Consider the following 18,011-nt stretch of genomic DNA (forward strand, 5'->3'; position numbering starts at 1 on the left):
CGCCGCCCACCGCCGCCGGTCCACACCTGTCGCCCCGCACCCGACGACCGGCGCACGGTCGCCTGAATCGGGGGTTGACATGGCCACACAGAGTAAAGGGATTTGCCAGACGGTAGTCGCCGCCACCGTAGGCGGACTCGCGGGCAGCACCGCGACGCATCTGTGGCACCGCTTCGGCCCAGGGCCGAAGCGGGTCTCGGAGGAGCGCCGCCGCCTGGCCCGCGCCCATCAACAGCGCATGCACTGGGAGCTGCTGAGCAAGGCCATCGACGACCCCGACCTCGCGGCCGTGATCGATACGTTCGACGTGGATCTGTCTCCGGCGAAGCGCCGCCAGATGCTGTACGCCAACCTCTGGTACATCAACGCCTTCCACCTCTACGAATCCGGCCTGCTGGACCGGAAAGGTGTCTTCGGACACCTGCGAGAGCTCTTCCAGAGCCCCTACATCTGCGAGTACTGGGAAATCACCCGCCCCCACCGGGCAGCCCTGGACCCGACGTCCACCGAGGCGGAGATCGGTCGGATGGCCGAAGAGCTCTTCAACGAGATACAGGCCGCCTCCGACACGGAGGAGTGGTGGGTGGTCGGCGAGCCGCCGTCGGACTGACGCGCATGCGGTGCGGCGGTTCCCCCGTAGCGATGAAGTTGCGCACCAACTCCCGCTGACAACAGGGTAATCGGTACCCTCACGCCCCGATTGGCGCATTACTGTGACGGCGCCACGTCGCCCGCTGAGAAGGAACCGGTCCCTTGAAGATCGCACGCCGCACCGGAGTACCCCCGAGCGCCCGCGGCAGCGTCCCGCTGCCACCCCGCCGGGCGCCGGAGAGGGGGGCAGACCGATGACCCCCAACCCGAAGCGGCTGCTGATCACGCTCATTTGCGCCCTGATCTCGATCATCGCGGGAGGAGTCGCCGGAATCCTCCAGTACGCCTCCGAGCACGATCTCATTTCGGCGTTTCAGTACGGCGGCGGAGCGTTCGTGGTGACCATGACGCTCACGCTCATGGTGGCCGGCGCGCTCGAGTGGCTGTAAGCCCGACGGCAGTCAGCCGCAGCGAACCGTACACCCGTCGTAGTGAAGTTGGCCCACAACTGGCCTCAGTAGAAGGCGAATCGGTGCCCCCGGACCCCATTCGGCGCACTAATGTTGCGGCGTAACATCACCACGCCGCGAAGGAACCGGTTCCCTTGAAGATCGTACGCCGCATCGGAGTACCCCCGAGCGCCCGCGGCAGCGCCTCCGGCGCCACCTGCCCCGATGTCTTCGAACTCAGCGATGGGAACTTCGCCGTGATCGGCACGGAGGCCACCGCGGACCTGAAGGACGAACTCCCCTCAGACGCCGGGGTCGCCGACTACGAGCGCATCGTCATTGTGAACCGGGAGACGCTGGTGCGCGCCAAGGGGGACATCCCGGACAGCTGAGAGCCAGTGGCGGCTTCCGCCCCCACACCCTTTCGAGGCCCGGCAGGATCACCTGCCGGGCCTCGGCCGTACCCCGTCACGACACGCGCGGCACCGGCGCGGGCGGCACCGCCACCGGCGGCTCCACCCCCACATACCGCGCCGCCGGGCGAATGATCTTCGAGTCCTCGGCCTGTTCCAGGATGTTGGCGCTCCAGCCGACGACTCGGGCCGCCGCGAACGTCGGCGTGAACATGGTGCGCGGCAGTCCGCACAGCTCCATGACCACGCCCGCGTAGAACTCCACGTTCGTGTGCAGTTCACGGCCCGGCTTGAGCTCCGCGAGGATCGCCTCAACCCGGCGCTCGACCTCGACCGCGAAGTCCACGAGCGGGCCGCCGAACTGCTGCGCGATGCCGCGCAGCATGCGCGAGCGCGGGTCCTCGGTGCGGTAGACGGGGTGACCGAAGCCCATGATCCGCTCGCCCGCGAGCACCCGTTCACGGATCCAGGGGTCGATGCGGTCCGGGGTGCCGATCGCGTCCAGGGTGTCGAGTGCCCGGCTGGGCGCCCCTCCGTGCAGCGGCCCGGACAGCGCCCCGACCGCACCGACCAGGGAGGCCGCGACATCGGCCCCGGTCGACGCGATGACGCGCCCCGTGAACGTTGACGCATTGAATCCATGATCAATGGTTGAGATCAGGTATTGCTCGATGGCCCGCGCATGCGCGGGGTCCGGTTCCGAACCGGTCAACATGTACAGGTAGTTGGCCGCGTACGAGAGGTCCTCGCGCGGTTCCACGGGGTCGAGCCCCTCGCCGAGCCGGTGCAGCGCGGTGAGCATCGTGGGGACCACCGCCGTGGCCGCGACGGCGTCCGCGCGACGCCGGTCCGGGTCGATGTCGTACACCGGCCGGAAACCGCGGGCGGCACCGAACAGCGAGAGCGCCGTACGCAGCCCGGCGAGCGGCCCGGAGACCGCACCGGCCCGCGCGATCGCCGGCAGCGCGTCCCGCACGTCCGCGGGCAGCCCGCGCAGCCCCGCCGCCTCCCGCGCGAAGGCGGCCGACCGCTCCGCGTCGGGCAGTTCACCGTGCACCATCAGGTGCCACACGTCCTCGAAGCCGCGGGCACCCGCGAGTTCGACGGCGGAGTACTGGCGGTAGTGGTAGAAGCCCTCGCGCCCCCTGACGTCCCCGAGTTCGGTGTCGGTGACGACGACGCCCGCGAGCCCTCGCGGCACGTCGGCGACGGGGGTGGACGCGGTCCCATTGATCGACATGTTTCCTCCCTGGACTTGATTTGACTGTCCATGCTTGACTCATCTGCTGTCAATATTGATTGAGTCAATGCACTTCCATCCGGATACGGTGACGCGCATGAGGGATCAAGAACCCGCGCCCGCGCAGCAGGCCCGCCGCCTGACGACCAAGGAGACCGCCGAACTCCTCGGCGTGAAGCCCGAGACGGTGTACGCGTACGTGAGCCGCGGACAGCTCACCAGCAGGCGCGCGGAGAGTAGGCGTGGCAGCACCTTCGACGCCGCCGAGGTCGAGGCCCTCGCCCGCCGCAACAGGCGGGAGCCCACGACCGGTTCGGGCACGGGCGAGCTCTCGGTACGCACACGGATCACCCTCATCGAGGACGACCGGTACTTCTTCCGGGGGGTCGACGCGGTGGAGCTCGCGAACCGCCACTCGTACGAGGAAGTCGCGGAGTGGCTGTGGACCGGCCGGCTGCGCCCCGGCGTCCGGTTCACCGCGCCCAAGGAGTCGCTCGGCGCCGCCCGCGAGGCCGTGGCCGCCCTGCCCGAACTCAGCAGCCCCATCGACCGGTTGCGGGTGGCGGCCGTCGCCGCGGCGACCGCGGACCCGTTGCGCTACGACCTGTCCGAGGACTCCGTACTGGGCACCGCCCGGTCCCTCATCCCGACGCTCGCGGCGGCCCTGCCTCTCGTACGGACGACCTATGCGGACGGCGCGCCGATCGCGCAGCGGCTGTGGGGGCGGCTCACCTACAAGAAGCCCGACGAGGCGTCACTGCGCGTCCTGGACCTGGCACTTGGCCTGCTCGTCGACCACGATCTGGCGGCCTCGACGCTCGCGGTGCGGGTCGCCGCGTCCGCGCGGGCGCACGCGTACGCCGCCGTCTCGGCGGGCCTTGGCGTCCTGGAGGGGCCGTTGCACGGGGCGGCGAGCGGTCTGGCCCACCGGATGCTCCTGGAGGTCCTGGACCGGGGCAGCGCGGGAGCCGTGGTCGCCGATGAGCTGCGCGCGGGCCGCCGCGTTCCCGGCCTCGGCCACCGCCTCTACCCGCGTGAAGACCCGCGCGCGCAGGCGCTGTTCACGGCCCTGGAGGACCTGCCGGAGGCGGAACCGGCGCTGCTGGCCGCCCGTGACATCGTGGCGACCACCGCCCGCCACACCGACCTGCACGCCAATGTGGACCTGGCCCTGGCCGCGTTCACCGCCTCGTTCGGGATGGCTGCGGAGGCGGGCGAGACGATCTTCGCCGTCGCTCGCACGGCGGGCTGGATCGCGCACGCCCTGGAGGAGTACGACGAACGCCCGCTCCGTATGCGGCCAACAGGACACTACGTAGGGCTGCGTCCGCCGCAGCCCCTGCCACCGGTGTCCGCGGCGGAGTGACCGGGGCGGCCGGGTTAGGGTCACCCGCGTGAGTACGTGCACGACCGCCTCGCGGGATCTTCAGGAGCCCCTCGCCGGGACCGCGGCCACCGCCCGCACCTGGCTGCTGATCGAGCAGCCGGGGCCGTGGGGCGCGAAGGCCCTGGTCTCCAGCCACCTCGACCCGGAAGTGGGACGCGCCCTGGAGGCGGCGGCCGACGGGACGGGGGTCCGCGTCGCGCTCATCCGTCGTCCGGGGCGGCACGCGGACCGCCATGCCGCGCAACGCCGACGGGTGTACGCGGCCCACACGACTCCGGGAAACGCGTGGCTGCGCAGCACGACGGTCGACGCCCCTGAAGAGCTTCTGCGCCTCGACTTCGTCTCCTTGGGAGCGGGTCGGCACGGCGACTTCGGCGAGCCCTACGAAGGCACGCCACTCGCGTTCGTGTGCACCAACGGGAAGCGCGACCGGTGCTGCGCGCTCCTGGGCCGGCCCCTCGCCTCCGAACTCGCCGCCTCCGAAGCGGAAGGCGTCTGGGAGGTCACCCACCTCGGGGGCCACCGCTTCTCCCCCACCCTCCTTGTGCTGCCCCATGGCTACGCCTACGGAAGGTCCTCGGCCGCCGACGTCAAGGAGATCCTGGAGGCGGTGCGCTCCGACCGGATCGTGACGTACGGGTGCCGCGGCAACTCCGCCTGGGACCGCCCTGGGCAGGCTGCCGAACTGGCCGTGCGCCGGGCGACCGGGGCGTACGCCGCCGGCGTCCTGAGCGTCGTACACACGAAGTCGACGGACTCCTTCGGTGCCCCGAATTCCACCGGCTCCCCCGATGCCCCGCACTGGGAGGTGACGGTCGCCCACGTGGACGGCCGTCGCTGGACGGTCACCGTCGCCCAAGGGTCCTCGCTCCCACCCCGTCCGGAGAGCTGTGACGCCGCCCTTGGCTCGCCGGCCCGCATGGACGTCGTCGCTGTGCGTGAGGTTTCCGCCGCTCACGGCTGAGGCCGCGCGGCCCCGTCGAAGCGGCCGGGGAGATCCGCGCCACAAGGCCTTCGACCTGGGCCGACGGGCCCGTACGGTGCTGAGCCATGAGCTCGACTCCCCCTGCCCGCCGACTCCGCTTCGGCCTGCCCAAAAGGGTGTTCGCCCAGGTGCTGCTGATGCAGGTGGCGATCGCCGCGGGAGTGGCGGTGCTGGCCACCGGGCTCTTCCTGGCGCCGCTCAGCGACCAGCTCGACGACCAGGCGATGCGCCGGGCCCTGGCCATCGCCCAGACCACGGCCGCGGAGCCCCGGATCGCCGCCGAGCTGCGGTCCTCCCGTCCCAGCCCGGACGGTCCCGTGCAGGCCGCGGCTGAGCGGATCCGGCGGGCGAGTGGCGCCGAGTACGTCGTGATCATGAACAGGGAAGGCGTGCGCTGGTCGCACACCGACCGCGGCCGGATCGGGCACGTCGTGTCGACGGACCCCAGCGCGGCGCTGGCGGGCCACGCGGTCATGGAGATCGACGAGGGGACCCTCGGCCGCTCCGCGCGCGGCAAAGTGCCGCTCAGGGCCTCGGACGGGGCCATCGTGGGGGCCGTCTCGGTCGGCATCGAGTACGACAGCGTCCGCGCGCGCCTCGTCCACGCCATCCCCGGACTGTTCGCGTACGCCGGAGGGGCCCTGGCCGTCGGGGCGCTCGCCGCCTATCTGATCTCGCGCCGAGTCCAGCGGCAGACCCGTGACCTGGCCTTCTCCGATATCTCGGCGCTCCTGGCCGAGCGCGAGGCCATGCTGCACGGCATCCGCGAGGGCGTCGTCGCGCTGGACCGCGGCGGGCGGATCCGGCTGCTCAACGACGAGGCGCAGCGGTTGCTCGGCGTCGACGCGAAGGCCATCGGACAGCCACTGGACGAGGCGCTCGGCACGGGCCGCACAACGGATGTGCTCGCGGGGCACGTGACCGGGACCGACCTGCTGACCGTCCGCGGGCAGCGCGTCCTGGTCGCCAACCGGATGCCCACCGACGACGGCGGCGCGGTCGCCACTCTGCGCGACCGCACCGAACTGGAGCAGCTCGGCCGCGAACTCGACTCCACGCGCGGCCTGATCGACGCCCTGCGCGCGCAGGACCACGAACACGCCAACCGCATGCATACGTTGCTGGGGCTGCTGGAGCTGGAGATGTACGAGGAGGCCGTGGAGTTCGTCGGCGAGGTGGCCGGGTCGCGTCGGGTGACCGCGGAGCAGATCACCGAGCGGATCCAGGACCCGCTGCTGTCCGCCCTGTTGGTGGGCAAGGCGACGGTCGCCGCGGAGCGCGGTGTCGCGTTCGGCATCTCCGGTGACACCTGGCTGCCGGACCGGCTCGTCGATCCGCGCGGTCTCGTCACGATCGTCGGCAACCTGGTGGACAACGCCCTGGACGCGACCACCGGTTCGGACCGGCACGCGCGCGTGGAGGTGGTTTTGCGGGCGGAGGGCCGTAGCGCGGTCCTACGGGTACGTGATTCGGGTCCTGGCGTCCCCGCCGACCAGCGGGAAACGGTCTTCGTGGAAGGCTGGTCCACCAAGGAACCGCCTGCCCACGGCAAGCGCGGCATCGGGCTCGCCCTGGTGCGCAGGTTCGCCGAGCGGCAGGGCGGCGCGGCCGAGGTGGCGCAATCGCCCATCGGCGGCGCCGAGTTCGTCGTCGTACTGCCCGAGGCCCTCACCGACGAGGTGCCGGAAGCCGAAGAAGTGCCGGAAGCGACCGGGGAGGCCCGATGATCGACGTAATCGACGTACTGGTCGTGGACGACGACACCCGCGTGGCCGACGTCAACGCCGCCTATGTGGCGAAGGTTCCCGGCTTCCGCGTCGCGGCCACCGCGCACAGCGCGGCGGAGGCGCTCGACCGGATCGAGGATCGCCATGTCGACCTGGTGCTGCTCGACCACTATCTGCCGGACCGGACGGGCCTCGCACTCGCCCGGACGGTGCGCGAACGCGGCCACCAGATCGACGTGATCATGGTGACCGCGGCGCGGGACGTGGGGACCGTACAGGCCGCGATGCGCCATGGGGCGCTGCAGTACCTGGTCAAGCCGTTCTCGTTCGCGGGCCTGCGGGGCAAGTTGGAGGCGTACGCGACGCTGCGGCGCACCCTGGACGGCGGTGGCGAGGCGGAGCAGGCGGAGGTCGACCGGATCTTCGGCGCGCTCTCCTCCGGGCCCGCGCCTGAGCTGCCCAAGGGACACTCCCCCACCACCGCCGACCTGGTACGCAGGGCGATGATGACCGCCGAAGGCCCGCTCTCGGCGCAGGAGTTGGCCGACGTCACCGGGCTGAGCCGGCAGACCGCCCAGCGCTATCTGAAGCTCCTGGAGCGGACCGGGCGGGTGCGGCTCAGCCTGAAGTACGGCGACACCGGGCGGCCCGAGCACCGCTACGAGTGGGCGGCCAGCCTCTGACGATGCCCGGGAGGGGCTGCCCATGGCCCGGGAGGGGCCGCCCGCGCCCCGAAAGGGCCGCGTCAGACCGCCCCGGCGCCGGTGAGCGCCCTTACCTCGGTCTCCGCGTGCTTGGCCTCGTCCGGCTCCTCCGGGGACGTCACGGTGCCCAGCCAGCCCGCGAGGAAGCCGAGCGGAATCGAGACGAGACCGGGGTTCTCCAGCGGGAAGAACTGGAAGTCCACTCCGGGGAACAGCGAGGCGGGGCTCCCGGAGACCACCGGCGACAGCACCACGAGCACCAGCGCGGGCACCAGACCGCCGTACACCGACCACACGGCGCCCCGCGTCGTGAAGCCGCGCCAGAACAGCGAGTAGAGCAGCACCGGCAGATTGGCCGACGCGGCGACGGCGAACGCGAGACCGACCAGGAACGCCACGTTCAGATCCCGCGCGAGCAGCCCAAGACCGATCGCGAGCGCGCCGACACCGGCCGCGGCGACCCGCGCCACCGCGACCTCGCTGTACTTCGATCCGCCGCCCCGGCCGCCCCTGCGGAGCGAGGCGTACAGGTCGTGCGCCACGGACGCCGAGGACGCCAGCGTGATCCCGGCGACGACGGCGAGGATCGTGGCGAAGGCGACCGCGGCGACGATCGCGAACAGCGCCGTCCCGCCCGTGGAGTCCGCGCCGCCGCCCAGGTCGAGGGCGAGCAGCGGAACCGCCGTGTTCCCCGCGGCGTTCGACCCCCGTACGGCATCGGACCCCACGACGGCCGCGGCACCGAACCCGAGCACGATCGTCATCAGGTAGAAGCTGCCGATGAGCCCGATGGACCACACGACCGAGCGGCGCGCGGCCCGTGCGGTCGGCACGGTGTAGAAGCGCGACAGGATGTGCGGAAGGCCCGCCGTGCCGAGCACGAGCGCGAGGCCCAGGCTGATGAAGTCGAATCGCGCGGTCCAGCTTCCGCCGTACTTCAGACCGGGCACGAGGAAGTCCGAGCCGTGCCCGCTGCGTGCGGCGGCGGTGCGCAGCAGCTGGTCGAAGTCGCCGTGGAAGCGCGCCAGGACGAGCACCGTCAGGGCGATCGCCCCGCCCATGAGCAGGACGGCCTTCACGATCTGGATCCACGTGGTGGCCCGCATCCCTCCCAACGACACATAGATGACCATGAGCGCGCCCACGCCGACGACGGTCCATGCCTGCGCGGCGCCACTCGCCTCCCCCAGCAGCAGCGCGACCAGGCTTCCCGCGCCCACCATCTGCGCCACCAGATAGAGAACGGACACGGTCACCGAGGAAGTTCCCGCGGCGATCCGCACGGGCCGCTCCCGCATCCGGGCCGCGACGACGTCGGCGAGCGTGAACCGGCCGCAGTTGCGCACCAGTTCGGCGACGAGGAAGAGCACGACGAGCCAGGCCACGAGGAAGCCGACCGAGTACAGCAGCCCGTCGTAGCCGAACAGTGCGATGAGGCCGGAGATGCCGAGGAAGGACGCGGCCGACATGTAGTCGCCCGCGATGGCGAATCCGTTCTCCATGGGCGAGAACAGTCGGCCGCCCGCGTAGAACTCCTCCGCCGAACCGTGCCGCTTGCGGCTCGCCCAGGTCGTGATGGCGAGCGTCACCGCCACGAACACGCTGAACAGGACCAGGGCCAGGGTCTGATGCGTCCCCGTCACCGCTGGCCGCCCTCGCCGCGTGCAGCACCGTTTCCGCTCGTGCGTGCCTGCTCGCCGATACCGCGCGTCATCTCCTGCGTGTCCCACCGCAGTTCGAGCGCCGCCCGGTCGCGGCGCAGCCTCGCATGGCGTACGTACAGCCAGGTCAGCAGGAACGTACTGGCGAACTGCCCGAGCCCCGCCAGCATCGCCACGTTCACGGCGCCCGCGACCGGTTCGGCCATCAGGCCGGGCGCCGTTGTGGCGGTGACGACGTACGCGACGTACCAGACGAAGAAGATCACAGCAGCCGGGACGACGAACCGCCGGTAGCGCCCGCGCACTTCCTGGAACGCCGCGCTGCGCTGCACCTCCAGATAGACCCCCGCGGTGCTCCGCTCGGCGGCCACGGCGCGGGCCGGCGCGGCGGACGTCCGCGTCCGCCCGTCAGGCGCTCGCCGCTCGCCCCACGCCGAGTCCAGCGGGTCGTACCAAGGGTCGCCGGTGCCCGCCGCGGCACCGGCCCTGGGCCGCGCGGTCGCGCGCCCGTCGTGCTTGTCCACCGAACTCTCCTTGTCCGCGGCCCACTTCGGCCGCGTGCCAAGGATGGACAGACCGGGAAGATCCCGGACTCTCCTCGCAGACCCTTCACCCCATTAGGTGATGGCCGTCCCCGGCGGCTTCGCGAGCCCGTGCCGGTACGCGTAACGGACCGCCTGGGCGCGGTCCTTGAGCCCGGCCTTCGCGAACAGGTTGTTGATATGGGTCTTCACCGTGGCCGTGGAGACGTGCAGGGACCGGGCGATCTCCTGGTTCGTCAGGCCGTCCGCGATCAGCACCAGGACCTCGGCCTCCCGCACCGTGAGTCCGTCCGGCGGCTCCTGGGGCTCCGGCACGGTGGCCTCGGGCTGCGAGAGTCTCTCCAGCAGCCGCCGCTGGATCTTCGGCGAGAGTCCCGCGTCACCGGACAGCACATCCTCCACCGCCCGGACGATCTCCTCCCCTCCCGCGTCCTTCGTGAGATAGCCGCGCGCTCCCGCCTTGAGGGCCGGAAAGAGCGAGTCGTCGTCGGCGTACGTGGTCAGGACGACGACCTGGGTGCCGGGGTACTCCTGCCGAATCCGTCTGGTCGCCTCCGCACCGTCGCAACGCGGCATCCGCAGATCCATCAGGACGACGTCCGGGGCCAGTTCGGCCACGAGTGCGACCGCCTCGTCACCGTCTCCCCCGGAGCCGACGACCTCGATCCCGGGCAGCAGCCCGAGCAGCATCACGATGCCTTCGCGCACCACCGTCTGGTCGTCGACCACCACCACGCGGGCCGGTGGCCTCCCCGCGCTCGCCCCCGCCTCGACCCCGCTCATACCGGAACCTTCAACCTGACCACGAAACCCTCCTCGCACGGCCCCGCCTCGAACGTGCCGCCCAGCAGCTCGGCGCGCTCCTTCATCCCCAACAGACCGTAACCGGAGCCACTGACAGTGAGCTCGTCATGCGCCCTGGCCGCACCCGAATCGCGTATTTCCAGGGCCACTTCGCTCGGACCGTACTCGAGCCGCAGATCCGCCTTCGCCCCCGGAGCGTGCTTGCGTACGTTCGTCAGCGCCTCCTGCGCGACTCTGCGCACGGTCTGGGACGCCTCGGCGGGCAGCGGCCGGCGCTCGCCTCCCACCGTGAGCGTGGCTCCGTCCGAGGACGCGACCAGCTCCCGCAGAAAGTCCTCCAGCGGCGTCATCTCGCCCCGCAGCGCCGACAATGCCTGCCGGGTCTCGTCGAGTCCGTCCCTTGCCATGCCGCGGGCCGCCACGACGCGCTCCAGGATCTGCTCCCGGTCCGCCCCGCGCTCGATGAGGAGCCGGGCGGCCTCCAGGTGCACGAGCTGGGCGGAGAGGCTGTGCGCGAGGACGTCGTGGATCTCGCGGGCGATCCGCGAGCGCTCGGCGAGCGCCGCCGACTCGGCCTCGGCGGCACGCGCGGCACGCTCCTGCGCCAGGGCCCGCTGCGCGCTGCCCCGCGCCTCGGCGTCCAGCCGCAGCACGTACCCGGAAAGGCTCAGGCCGATGGCGACGACCGCGGTGGTCAGCCAGGCGTCGTCGTTGACCACCGCGAACCCGGTGAGCGCCACGGCGGTGGCGGGCACCGAGGCGGCCAGCGGCAGTCGCTCGAGGGCGGAGACCGCGCAGCCGCACCACAGCACGATGGCCGGCCCGATGAATCCCGCCCACTGGGCCAGCACCGCCACCGCGACCAGAAACGCCAGCAGCCCGAGAGAGGGCCACAGCCGGTGGTCGAGCGTGGTGCGGAAGAAGGCCCAGGCAGCCGCCGCGCACGCGACCAGCAGCACAGGGGCGAGGATCAGCGCCCAGTGCCCGACATCACGCTGTGTGACGGCGGTCCACACCAGGACCGCGATCACGACCACCCGCACGGCGCGGGCGAGCATCCGTCGGGCACGGGTGACTCCCTCGCGGGAGAGCGCCTCCCGTGAGGGCCAGGCCATCCAGTGTCCGCGGTTCACCTGCGGTCCTCCCACGCCGGCTGCGCGATGGGACCAACGTACGCCGAGCGCTCACGGTCGGCCCGCAGCATCAGCAGGCCGGAGCGGACCAGCAGCGAGACGGCGAAGCCGAGCATGAGGCTGGAACTGCCGAGGTGGATACCCATCGCCAGGCCGATACCGACCACGCACGCGCGGGCCGCGACCCCACCGAGCCAGGCCCCGGCCGTCGCGACGGTGCCCTTGGTCCACGCGTCGCCCCGCTCATCCGTCCAGACGCGTGTCGTGAACGCCCACCCGACGCCTATGCCAGCGCTCACCACCAGCTGGACGGCGAGCAGCACCACCGACCCCGTCACGTGGTGCGGGTCCGTCACCGCGCCGTCCCGCACGGCGAGGACCGCGAGGATCGCGGGCAGCAGCCACCACTTCCGGTCGCCGGCCAGGCGCTCCGTCCTGAACTGGCGCACGAGGACGAGCGCGACGACGGCGACGATCACCAGGACGGTGGGGAACCCGGACATGACTGCCTCCGTGAGCGGTCGGGAGCGAGGTGTTTCAACGCCCTCGACGCTACGGAAAGCAGCAGGTCAGGAAATCGGAGCCGGGGTGGATCGCGGGTGGATCATGCGGCTCCACCCGTGGGTGGAGCCGCATGACGTGCGCCGAGAAGCCAGGACCGCGAAGACAGAGTCACGAGTGCGGGGGCGCGAGACCCCGCCCTCCCCCGCACCCACGCTCAGGTGTCGATGCGCGACCGGTCGAGGGTCGAGGCGGAGCTGCTGATGAACTCCTTGCGCGGCGCCACGTCGTTGCCCATCAGCAGGTCGAACACCTGCTCCGCCGCCTCCAGCTCGCCGATGTTGATCCGGCGCAGCGTGCGGTGGCGCGGGTCCATCGTGGTCTCCGCGAGCTGGTCGGCGTCCATCTCACCGAGACCCTTGTACCGCTGGATCGAGTCCTTGTACCGCACGCCCTTGCGCTGGAGTTCCAGCAGCGTCTCGCGCAGTTCGCGGTCCGAGTACGTGTAGATGTACTTGTCCTGGCCCTTCTTCGGCTGGACCAGTTCGATGCGGTGCAGCGGCGGCACGGCGGCGAAGACGCGGCCCGCCTCGATCATCGGCCGCATGTAGCGCTGGAACAGCGTCAGCAGCAGCGTCCGGATGTGCGCGCCGTCCACATCGGCGTCGACGAGCAGGATGATCTTGCCGTAGCGCGCCGTGTCGATGTCGAAGGTCCGGCCGGACCCGGCTCCTATGACCTGGATGATCGCGCCGCACTCGACGTTCTTCAGCATGTCCGAGACGGACGACTTCTGAACGTTGAGGATCTTGCCGCGGATCGGAAGGAGGGCCTGGAACTCGGAGTTCCGGGCGAGCTTGGCGGTGCCGAGCGCGGAGTCGCCCTCGACGATGAACAGCTCGCTGCGCTCCACGTCGTCGCTGCGGCAGTCCGCGAGCTTGGCGGGCAGCGACGAGGACTCCAGGGCCGTCTTGCGGCGCTGCGCGTCCTTGTGCTGACGCGCGGCGATGCGCGTACGGGCCGCGGCGACGGCCTTCTCCATGACGGCGCGGGCCTGCGCCTTGGCGTCACGCTTCGTGGACGACAGGAACGCCTTGAGTTCCTTGGCCACCACGTTGGCGACGACCCTGTTGGCCGCCGAGGTACCGAGGACCTCCTTGGTCTGGCCCTCGAACTGCGGCTCCGCCAGACGCACCGTGACGACGGCCGTGAGGCCTTCCAGGGCGTCGTCCTTGACGATGTCGTCCTCGGCGACGCGCAGCACCTTCTGGGCGCGCAGCACCTCGTTCATCGTCTTCGTGAGCGAGCGCTCGAAGCCCGTCACATGGGTGCCGCCCTTGGGCGTGGCGATGATGTTCACGAACGACTTGATCGTCGCGTCGTAGCCGGTGCCCCAGCGCAGCGCGATGTCCACGCCGAGCTCGCGCTGGACCTCGGTGGGCGTCATCTGGCCGTGCTCGTCGAGCACCGGGACGGTCTCCTTGAAGGTGCCCTGTCCGGTGAAGCGGAGGACGTCACAGACCGGCTTGTCCTGCGCCAGGTACTCGCAGAACTCACTGATGCCGCCGTCGAAGCGGAAGGATTCCTCACCCTTGCTGCCGCCCTCGCCGAGGCCGAACTCGTCGCGGACGACGATGGTGAGGCCCGGCACCAGGAAGGCGGTCTGCCGCGCGCGCTGGTGCAGCTCTCCCAGGGAGAGCTTGGCGTCCTTCAGGAAGATCTGCCGGTCCGCCCAGTAGCGCACGCGCGTGCCGTGCCGCGACTTCGGGACCTTCTTGACCTTGCTCAGTCGTGCGGAGGGGTCGAACGACGCGTCGGGACCGGGCTTGGCGAAGGCGCCGGGGACGCCGCGCCGGAAGCTGATGGCGTGCGTGTGCCCGCCGAGGTCCACCTCCACGTCGAGGCGCGCCGACAGCGCGTTCACCACGGAGGCGCCCACGCCGTGCAGGCCGCCGGAGGCCGCGTACGCGCCGCCGCCGAACTTGCCGCCCGCGTGGAGCTTGGTCATGACGACCTCGACTCCGGAGAGGCCGGTCTTGGGCTCCACGTCCACGGGGATGCCGCGGCCGTTGTCCCGCACCTCCACGGAGGCGTCGTCGTGCAGGATCACCTCGATGCGGTCGCAGTAGCCACCGAGGGCCTCGTCGACGGAGTTGTCGATGATCTCCCAGAGGCAGTGCATCAGGCCACGGCTGTCGGTCGAGCCGATGTACATGCCCGGACGCTTGCGTACGGCTTCGAGCCCCTCAAGGACGAGCAAGTGCCGCGCGGTGTAGTTGGAACCGTCCCGGTCTGCTCCGGTCAGCAGCGCTGTGGACGGCACGGACGTATCGGCGGTCACGCGGTTCGCTCCTCGCTGAATTTCAGATGGGGCCCTCTTGAATGAAGGGCCGGCGTCGGTCGCCGTTCAGAGGGTACCGAGGCCTGGTAGAGCCTTTGTCACGCCACCCTCACCTCAGCCCAGACTAGTCCAGGATCGTATGAATGTTCGATCCCTCGATGGAGTGAAGCCCACATCACGTTCCCTTCCAGGCATGAACCATTTAGGCTCCGGGCACGTCCTCATGAACAAACCGGCAACCCAGCCGGGGGAGGACCGACCTGACAGAACGCGCGAACCCGTAAGACGTTAGAGACGCAATACGGCACATTCGCCGCCACCCGGCGACAGACAGCCGGCCTCGGAGAAATTTTTTCGAGGAAAAGCCGCGAGCGGGAACGTTTTCGGCCTGGTTGGATGTTGACCCTGGTACGACAGCTCGTCGAGCTAGAGAAGAGGCGACGTGACTACTGTTCTGACCCCCGCGAGCCCGTTGACGGCCGCTGACCGCTGCGACCGTTGCGGCGCCCAGGCATATCTGCGCGTCGTCCTGATCAGCGGTGGTGAACTGCTCTTCTGCGCCCACCACGGTCGCAAGTTCGAGCCGGAACTCAAGAAGATCGCCGCTGAGATACAGGACGAGACGGAGCGGCTGACCGCCGTTCCGGCAAGCGCCGAGACCGAGGAACGCTGACACCTCGCACACACGACGAGCCAGCTCCGGCATCAGGCCGGTGATCGGGCGGCTGCCCCTGACCCCAGGGGCAGCCGCCCGTCCTCGTATCCGTACGACGCGTCAGGCGTGCTGCCGCAGGACCCGCAGCACCTCCGACGCGCGCGTGTAGACGCCCGGGCTTCCCGCGCGCCCACAGCCGCTCCCCCAGGACACGAGACCGATGAGCTTGCCCTTGGCGACCAGCGGGCCACCGCTGTCCCCCTGACAGGCGTCCTTGCCGCCACCCGGCTCCCCCGCGCACAGCATCGACGACGACTCGTACGTCCCGTCGGTGCCGCCCTGCGGGTACGCGCGCTCGCACTCGGAGTCGGCGAGCACCCGCACCTGAGCGGCATGCAACGTACGCGCGTAGTCACCCGCTCCCGTCGTGTCGCCCCACCCGTAGACGGCCGCTCCGGTGCCGGACCGATAGGCCGGGTCCCCCGTGTCGGCCATAGGGATCACGTATCCCTCGGGTAGCGGTGCGGACAGTGTGAGGACCGCCACATCACCTGCGTTGGTCCGGCCGTCGTAGGCCGGGTTGACCCACTCACCGCTGATGGACACTTCGGCTCCGGCCGTCTCGCCGAGGTCGCCGCGGCCGACGATCGCCTTCAGATCGTGCACCTGGTCGCGCGGCACACCGAGCACGGCCTCGCTCAGACAGTGCGCCGCGGTGACGACCGTCGAGCGTCCGACGACCACGCCCCCGCAGAACTGCCCGGCACGGGTACCGCCGAACCGGTCACGGCTCCCGAGCGCCACCGCCCAGGGGCTCTTGGACGCATCGACCTGATGCCCGCCGACGATTCCCTCGTCGGCGACCGCGGACTGCGGCGAAGCCAAGGGCAGCACCGCGGCCGCGGCCAGCACGGCCAATGGAGCGGTCAGCGCTCTCACGAAAGGACGACGCATACGGGCTCCTCACTCTGGGTTGCAACGGCAGACCCAGAGTGGTCCAGCACGACACCCCACGCACCGCGAGGTTTTGCCCATGGGCACCCACGACGAAGGCCCGGCACCACCCGCGGGGCGGGTCGTGCCGGGCCTTCTGAGCGGCGTACAGCGCCTGTGACTAGTCGAGGTAGTCGCGCAGGACCTGGGAGCGCGACGGGTGGCGCAGCTTCGACATCGTCTTGGACTCGATCTGGCGGATGCGCTCGCGCGTCACGCCGTACACCTTGCCGATCTCGTCGAGGGTCTTCGGCTGACCGTCGGTGAGACCGAAGCGCATGGAGACGACGCCCGCCTCGCGCTCGGACAGGGTGTCGAGCACGGAGTGCAGCTGCTCCTGGAGGAGCGTGAAGCTGACGGCGTCGGCCGGGACGACGGCCTCGGAGTCCTCGATGAGGTCACCGAACTCGCTGTCGCCGTCCTCGCCCAGCGGGGTGTGCAGGGAGATGGGCTCGCGGCCGTACTTCTGGACCTCGATGACCTTCTCGGGGGTCATGTCGAGTTCCTTGGCCAGCTCCTCCGGGGTGGGCTCGCGGCCCAGGTCCTGGAGCATCTGGCGCTGCACGCGCGCGAGCTTGTTGATGACCTCGACCATGTGCACCGGGATACGGATGGTGCGGGCCTGGTCGGCCATGGCGCGGGTGATCGCCTGACGGATCCACCAGGTGGCATACGTCGAGAACTTGTAGCCCTTGGTGTAGTCGAACTTCTCGACCGCGCGGATCAGACCGAGGTTGCCCTCCTGGATGAGGTCCAGGAAGAGCATGCCGCGGCCGGTGTAGCGCTTTGCCAGGGAGACCACCAGACGGAGGTTGGCCTCCAGGAGGTGGTTCTTGGCGCGGCGGCCGTCCTCGGCGATGATCTCCAGCTCGCGCTTGAGCTTGGGGGCGAGCTTGTCGGCGTTGGCCAGCTTGTCCTCGGCGAACAGCCCGGCCTCGATGCGCTTGGCGAGCTCGACCTCCTGCTCGGCGTTGAGCAGCGGGACCTTACCGATCTGCTTGAGGTAGTCCTTGACCGGGTCGGCGGTGGCACCGGCGGCGGCGACCTGCTGGGCCGGCGCGTCGTCCTCGTCGTCGTCGGACAGGACGAAGCCCTGCCCCTCGGGGGTCTCCTCGCCCTCCTTGGCCGGAGCGGCGGCCGGGGTCTCCTCGGTCGCCTCGTCCTCGAGGAGGTCGTCGTCCTTCTTGGCGGCGGTCTTCTTCGCGGCGGTCTTCTTGGCGACCGTCTTCTTCGCGGCGGCCTTCTTGGCCGGCGCCTTCTTCGCCACGGCCTTCTTGACCGGCTCGACCTCCTCGTCGACGGCCTCGACGACCGGCGGCTCGGGAGTGGTGGTGGCGGCGACCTTCTTGGCGGTGACCGTCTTGGCCGCGACGGTCTTGGTCGCGGTGCGCTTGACCGGACTCTTGGCTGCGACGCTGCTCTTTCGGGGACGCTTGGGCTCAGCGGCACTGACCATCAGCGTCACACCCTCTTCCTCGAGGATCTGGTTGAGGCTGCGCAGAACGTTCTTCCACTGAGTGGCCGGAATCTGGTCGGCTTCGAACGCACGGCGCACGTCGTCGCCGGCGATCTGGCCATCAGCCTTTCCCCGCTCAATGAGCGCCATGACAGAGACGGACTCGGCGATCTCCGGCGGGAGCGTACGGGATGTGCTGGCCGACACGAACAACCTCTCGGAACGTTGGAAAACGGCTTCCGGCCCCGTCCTGTGTGGACCGGAGCCGACGTCCGCCGACTTGGGGATGGGCCGACGGCGCGGGCAGGAGCCTGGGAGATGCACAGCGCCACAAGCGGCCGCTGTATTCCTTCCTCGGCTGTTACCTCTTAGGTCATCGCGCTGCCCTGAGGAGCGTTACGCCCAATCCGCGTGGCCCGAGTCACACCC

At 70.5% G+C, this 18,011-nt stretch carries 17 protein-coding genes; 8 read left to right on the top strand and 9 right to left on the bottom strand.

The window, feature by feature from the left end; genetic code table 11:
- The first annotated feature begins 79 nt into the window (after positions 1-79).
- From RBJ65_RS10825 to RBJ65_RS10835, 3 genes are all read left to right on the top strand, one after another.
- A complete protein-coding gene (locus RBJ65_RS10825; protein ID WP_306318105.1) occupies positions 80-610 on the top strand; it encodes a DUF6082 family protein in 531 nt (176 codons plus the stop codon).
- Positions 611-845: 235 nt separating this feature from the next.
- The gene (locus RBJ65_RS10830; RefSeq protein WP_306318104.1) at positions 846-1,040 is read left to right on the top strand and encodes a hypothetical protein; all 195 of its coding nucleotides are present in this window, start codon (positions 846-848) and stop codon (positions 1,038-1,040) included.
- A gap of 155 nt (positions 1,041-1,195) precedes the next feature.
- Entirely contained in the window at positions 1,196-1,432 is a 237-nt protein-coding gene (locus tag RBJ65_RS10835; RefSeq protein WP_306318103.1) for a hypothetical protein, read from the top strand.
- Between the two features lie 76 nt (positions 1,433-1,508).
- On the opposite strand, the gene RBJ65_RS10840 is transcribed toward RBJ65_RS10835, so the two are convergent.
- Complete coding sequence (locus RBJ65_RS10840; protein WP_306318102.1) at positions 1,509-2,693, bottom strand: citrate synthase/methylcitrate synthase; 1,185 nt, start codon at positions 2,691-2,693, stop codon at positions 1,509-1,511.
- A 97-nt stretch (positions 2,694-2,790) separates the two neighbouring features.
- Between RBJ65_RS10840 and RBJ65_RS10845 the strand changes: the two genes are divergently transcribed.
- From RBJ65_RS10845 to RBJ65_RS10860, 4 genes are all read left to right on the top strand, one after another.
- On the top strand, positions 2,791-4,059 hold the full coding sequence (locus RBJ65_RS10845) for a citrate synthase (RefSeq protein ID WP_306318101.1): 1,269 nt from the start codon (positions 2,791-2,793) through the stop codon (positions 4,057-4,059).
- Positions 4,060-4,087: 28 nt separating this feature from the next.
- The gene (locus tag RBJ65_RS10850; protein ID WP_306318100.1) at positions 4,088-5,044 is read left to right on the top strand and encodes a sucrase ferredoxin; all 957 of its coding nucleotides are present in this window, start codon (positions 4,088-4,090) and stop codon (positions 5,042-5,044) included.
- Between the two features lie 86 nt (positions 5,045-5,130).
- The gene (locus RBJ65_RS10855) at positions 5,131-6,792 is read left to right on the top strand and encodes a sensor histidine kinase (RefSeq protein ID WP_306318099.1); all 1,662 of its coding nucleotides are present in this window, start codon (positions 5,131-5,133) and stop codon (positions 6,790-6,792) included.
- Positions 6,789-7,475, top strand: a complete 687-nt coding sequence (locus tag RBJ65_RS10860; RefSeq protein ID WP_306318098.1) for a response regulator — start codon at positions 6,789-6,791, stop codon at positions 7,473-7,475. The genes RBJ65_RS10855 and RBJ65_RS10860 overlap by 4 nt, the downstream gene beginning before the upstream one ends.
- Positions 7,476-7,537: 62 nt before the next feature.
- Here the strand turns inward: RBJ65_RS10860 and RBJ65_RS10865 are convergent, their stop codons facing one another.
- The 6 genes from RBJ65_RS10865 to RBJ65_RS10890 all read right to left on the bottom strand — a co-directional run bounded on the left by RBJ65_RS10865 (position 7,538) and on the right by RBJ65_RS10890 (position 14,478).
- On the bottom strand, positions 7,538-9,139 hold the full coding sequence (locus RBJ65_RS10865) for a cation acetate symporter (protein WP_306318097.1): 1,602 nt from the start codon (positions 9,137-9,139) through the stop codon (positions 7,538-7,540).
- On the bottom strand, positions 9,136-9,681 hold the full coding sequence (locus RBJ65_RS10870; protein WP_306318096.1) for a DUF485 domain-containing protein: 546 nt from the start codon (positions 9,679-9,681) through the stop codon (positions 9,136-9,138). The genes RBJ65_RS10865 and RBJ65_RS10870 overlap by 4 nt, the downstream gene beginning before the upstream one ends.
- 93 nt (positions 9,682-9,774) lie before the next feature.
- Positions 9,775-10,482 (bottom strand): response regulator transcription factor, encoded by a 708-nt coding sequence (locus RBJ65_RS10875; protein WP_306318095.1) that lies wholly within the window; start codon positions 10,480-10,482, stop codon positions 9,775-9,777.
- On the bottom strand, positions 10,479-11,636 hold the full coding sequence (locus RBJ65_RS10880; protein ID WP_372341230.1) for a sensor histidine kinase: 1,158 nt from the start codon (positions 11,634-11,636) through the stop codon (positions 10,479-10,481). Before RBJ65_RS10880 ends, RBJ65_RS10875 begins: the two co-directional genes overlap by 4 nt.
- On the bottom strand, positions 11,633-12,139 hold the full coding sequence (locus RBJ65_RS10885; protein ID WP_306318094.1) for a DUF1453 domain-containing protein: 507 nt from the start codon (positions 12,137-12,139) through the stop codon (positions 11,633-11,635). Before RBJ65_RS10885 ends, RBJ65_RS10880 begins: the two co-directional genes overlap by 4 nt.
- 215 nt (positions 12,140-12,354) lie before the next feature.
- On the bottom strand, positions 12,355-14,478 hold the full coding sequence (locus tag RBJ65_RS10890; protein ID WP_306318093.1) for a type IIA DNA topoisomerase subunit B: 2,124 nt from the start codon (positions 14,476-14,478) through the stop codon (positions 12,355-12,357).
- 442 nt (positions 14,479-14,920) lie between these two features.
- On the opposite strand from RBJ65_RS10890, the gene RBJ65_RS10895 reads away from it, so the two are divergent.
- Complete coding sequence (locus tag RBJ65_RS10895; protein WP_207826496.1) at positions 14,921-15,151, top strand: hypothetical protein; 231 nt, start codon at positions 14,921-14,923, stop codon at positions 15,149-15,151.
- Between the two features lie 102 nt (positions 15,152-15,253).
- Here RBJ65_RS10895 and RBJ65_RS10900 read toward each other — a convergent pair whose 3' ends face one another.
- Together RBJ65_RS10900 and RBJ65_RS10905 are read right to left on the bottom strand one after the other, a co-directional pair.
- Complete coding sequence (locus RBJ65_RS10900; protein WP_306318092.1) at positions 15,254-16,087, bottom strand: serine protease; 834 nt, start codon at positions 16,085-16,087, stop codon at positions 15,254-15,256.
- A 160-nt stretch (positions 16,088-16,247) separates the two neighbouring features.
- Entirely contained in the window at positions 16,248-17,789 is a 1,542-nt protein-coding gene (locus RBJ65_RS10905) for an RNA polymerase sigma factor (RefSeq protein WP_306318091.1), read from the bottom strand.
- Positions 17,790-18,011: the final 222 nt, after the last annotated feature.

It is taken from the genome of Streptomyces sp. KL109B (assembly GCF_030766935.1).
Lineage (GTDB): Bacteria > Actinomycetota > Actinomycetes > Streptomycetales > Streptomycetaceae > Streptomyces.

Bases quoted from the DNA above. Each gene is read 5' to 3' on its own strand.
- RBJ65_RS10825 (WP_306318105.1), top strand. From the start codon at position 80: ATGGCCACACAGAGTAAAGGGATTTGCCAGACGGTAGTCGCCGCCACC.
- RBJ65_RS10830 (WP_306318104.1), top strand. From the start codon at position 846: ATGACCCCCAACCCGAAGCGGCTGCTGATCACGCTCATTTGCGCCCTG.
- RBJ65_RS10840 (WP_306318102.1), bottom strand. From the start codon at position 2,693: ATGTCGATCAATGGGACCGCGTCCACCCCCGTCGCCGACGTGCCGCGA.
- RBJ65_RS10845 (WP_306318101.1), top strand. From the start codon at position 2,791: ATGAGGGATCAAGAACCCGCGCCCGCGCAGCAGGCCCGCCGCCTGACG.
- RBJ65_RS10855 (WP_306318099.1), top strand. From the start codon at position 5,131: ATGAGCTCGACTCCCCCTGCCCGCCGACTCCGCTTCGGCCTGCCCAAA.
- RBJ65_RS10860 (WP_306318098.1), top strand. From the start codon at position 6,789: ATGATCGACGTAATCGACGTACTGGTCGTGGACGACGACACCCGCGTG.
- RBJ65_RS10875 (WP_306318095.1), bottom strand. From the start codon at position 10,482: ATGAGCGGGGTCGAGGCGGGGGCGAGCGCGGGGAGGCCACCGGCCCGC.
- RBJ65_RS10885 (WP_306318094.1), bottom strand. From the start codon at position 12,139: ATGTCCGGGTTCCCCACCGTCCTGGTGATCGTCGCCGTCGTCGCGCTC.
- RBJ65_RS10900 (WP_306318092.1), bottom strand. From the start codon at position 16,087: ATGCGTCGTCCTTTCGTGAGAGCGCTGACCGCTCCATTGGCCGTGCTG.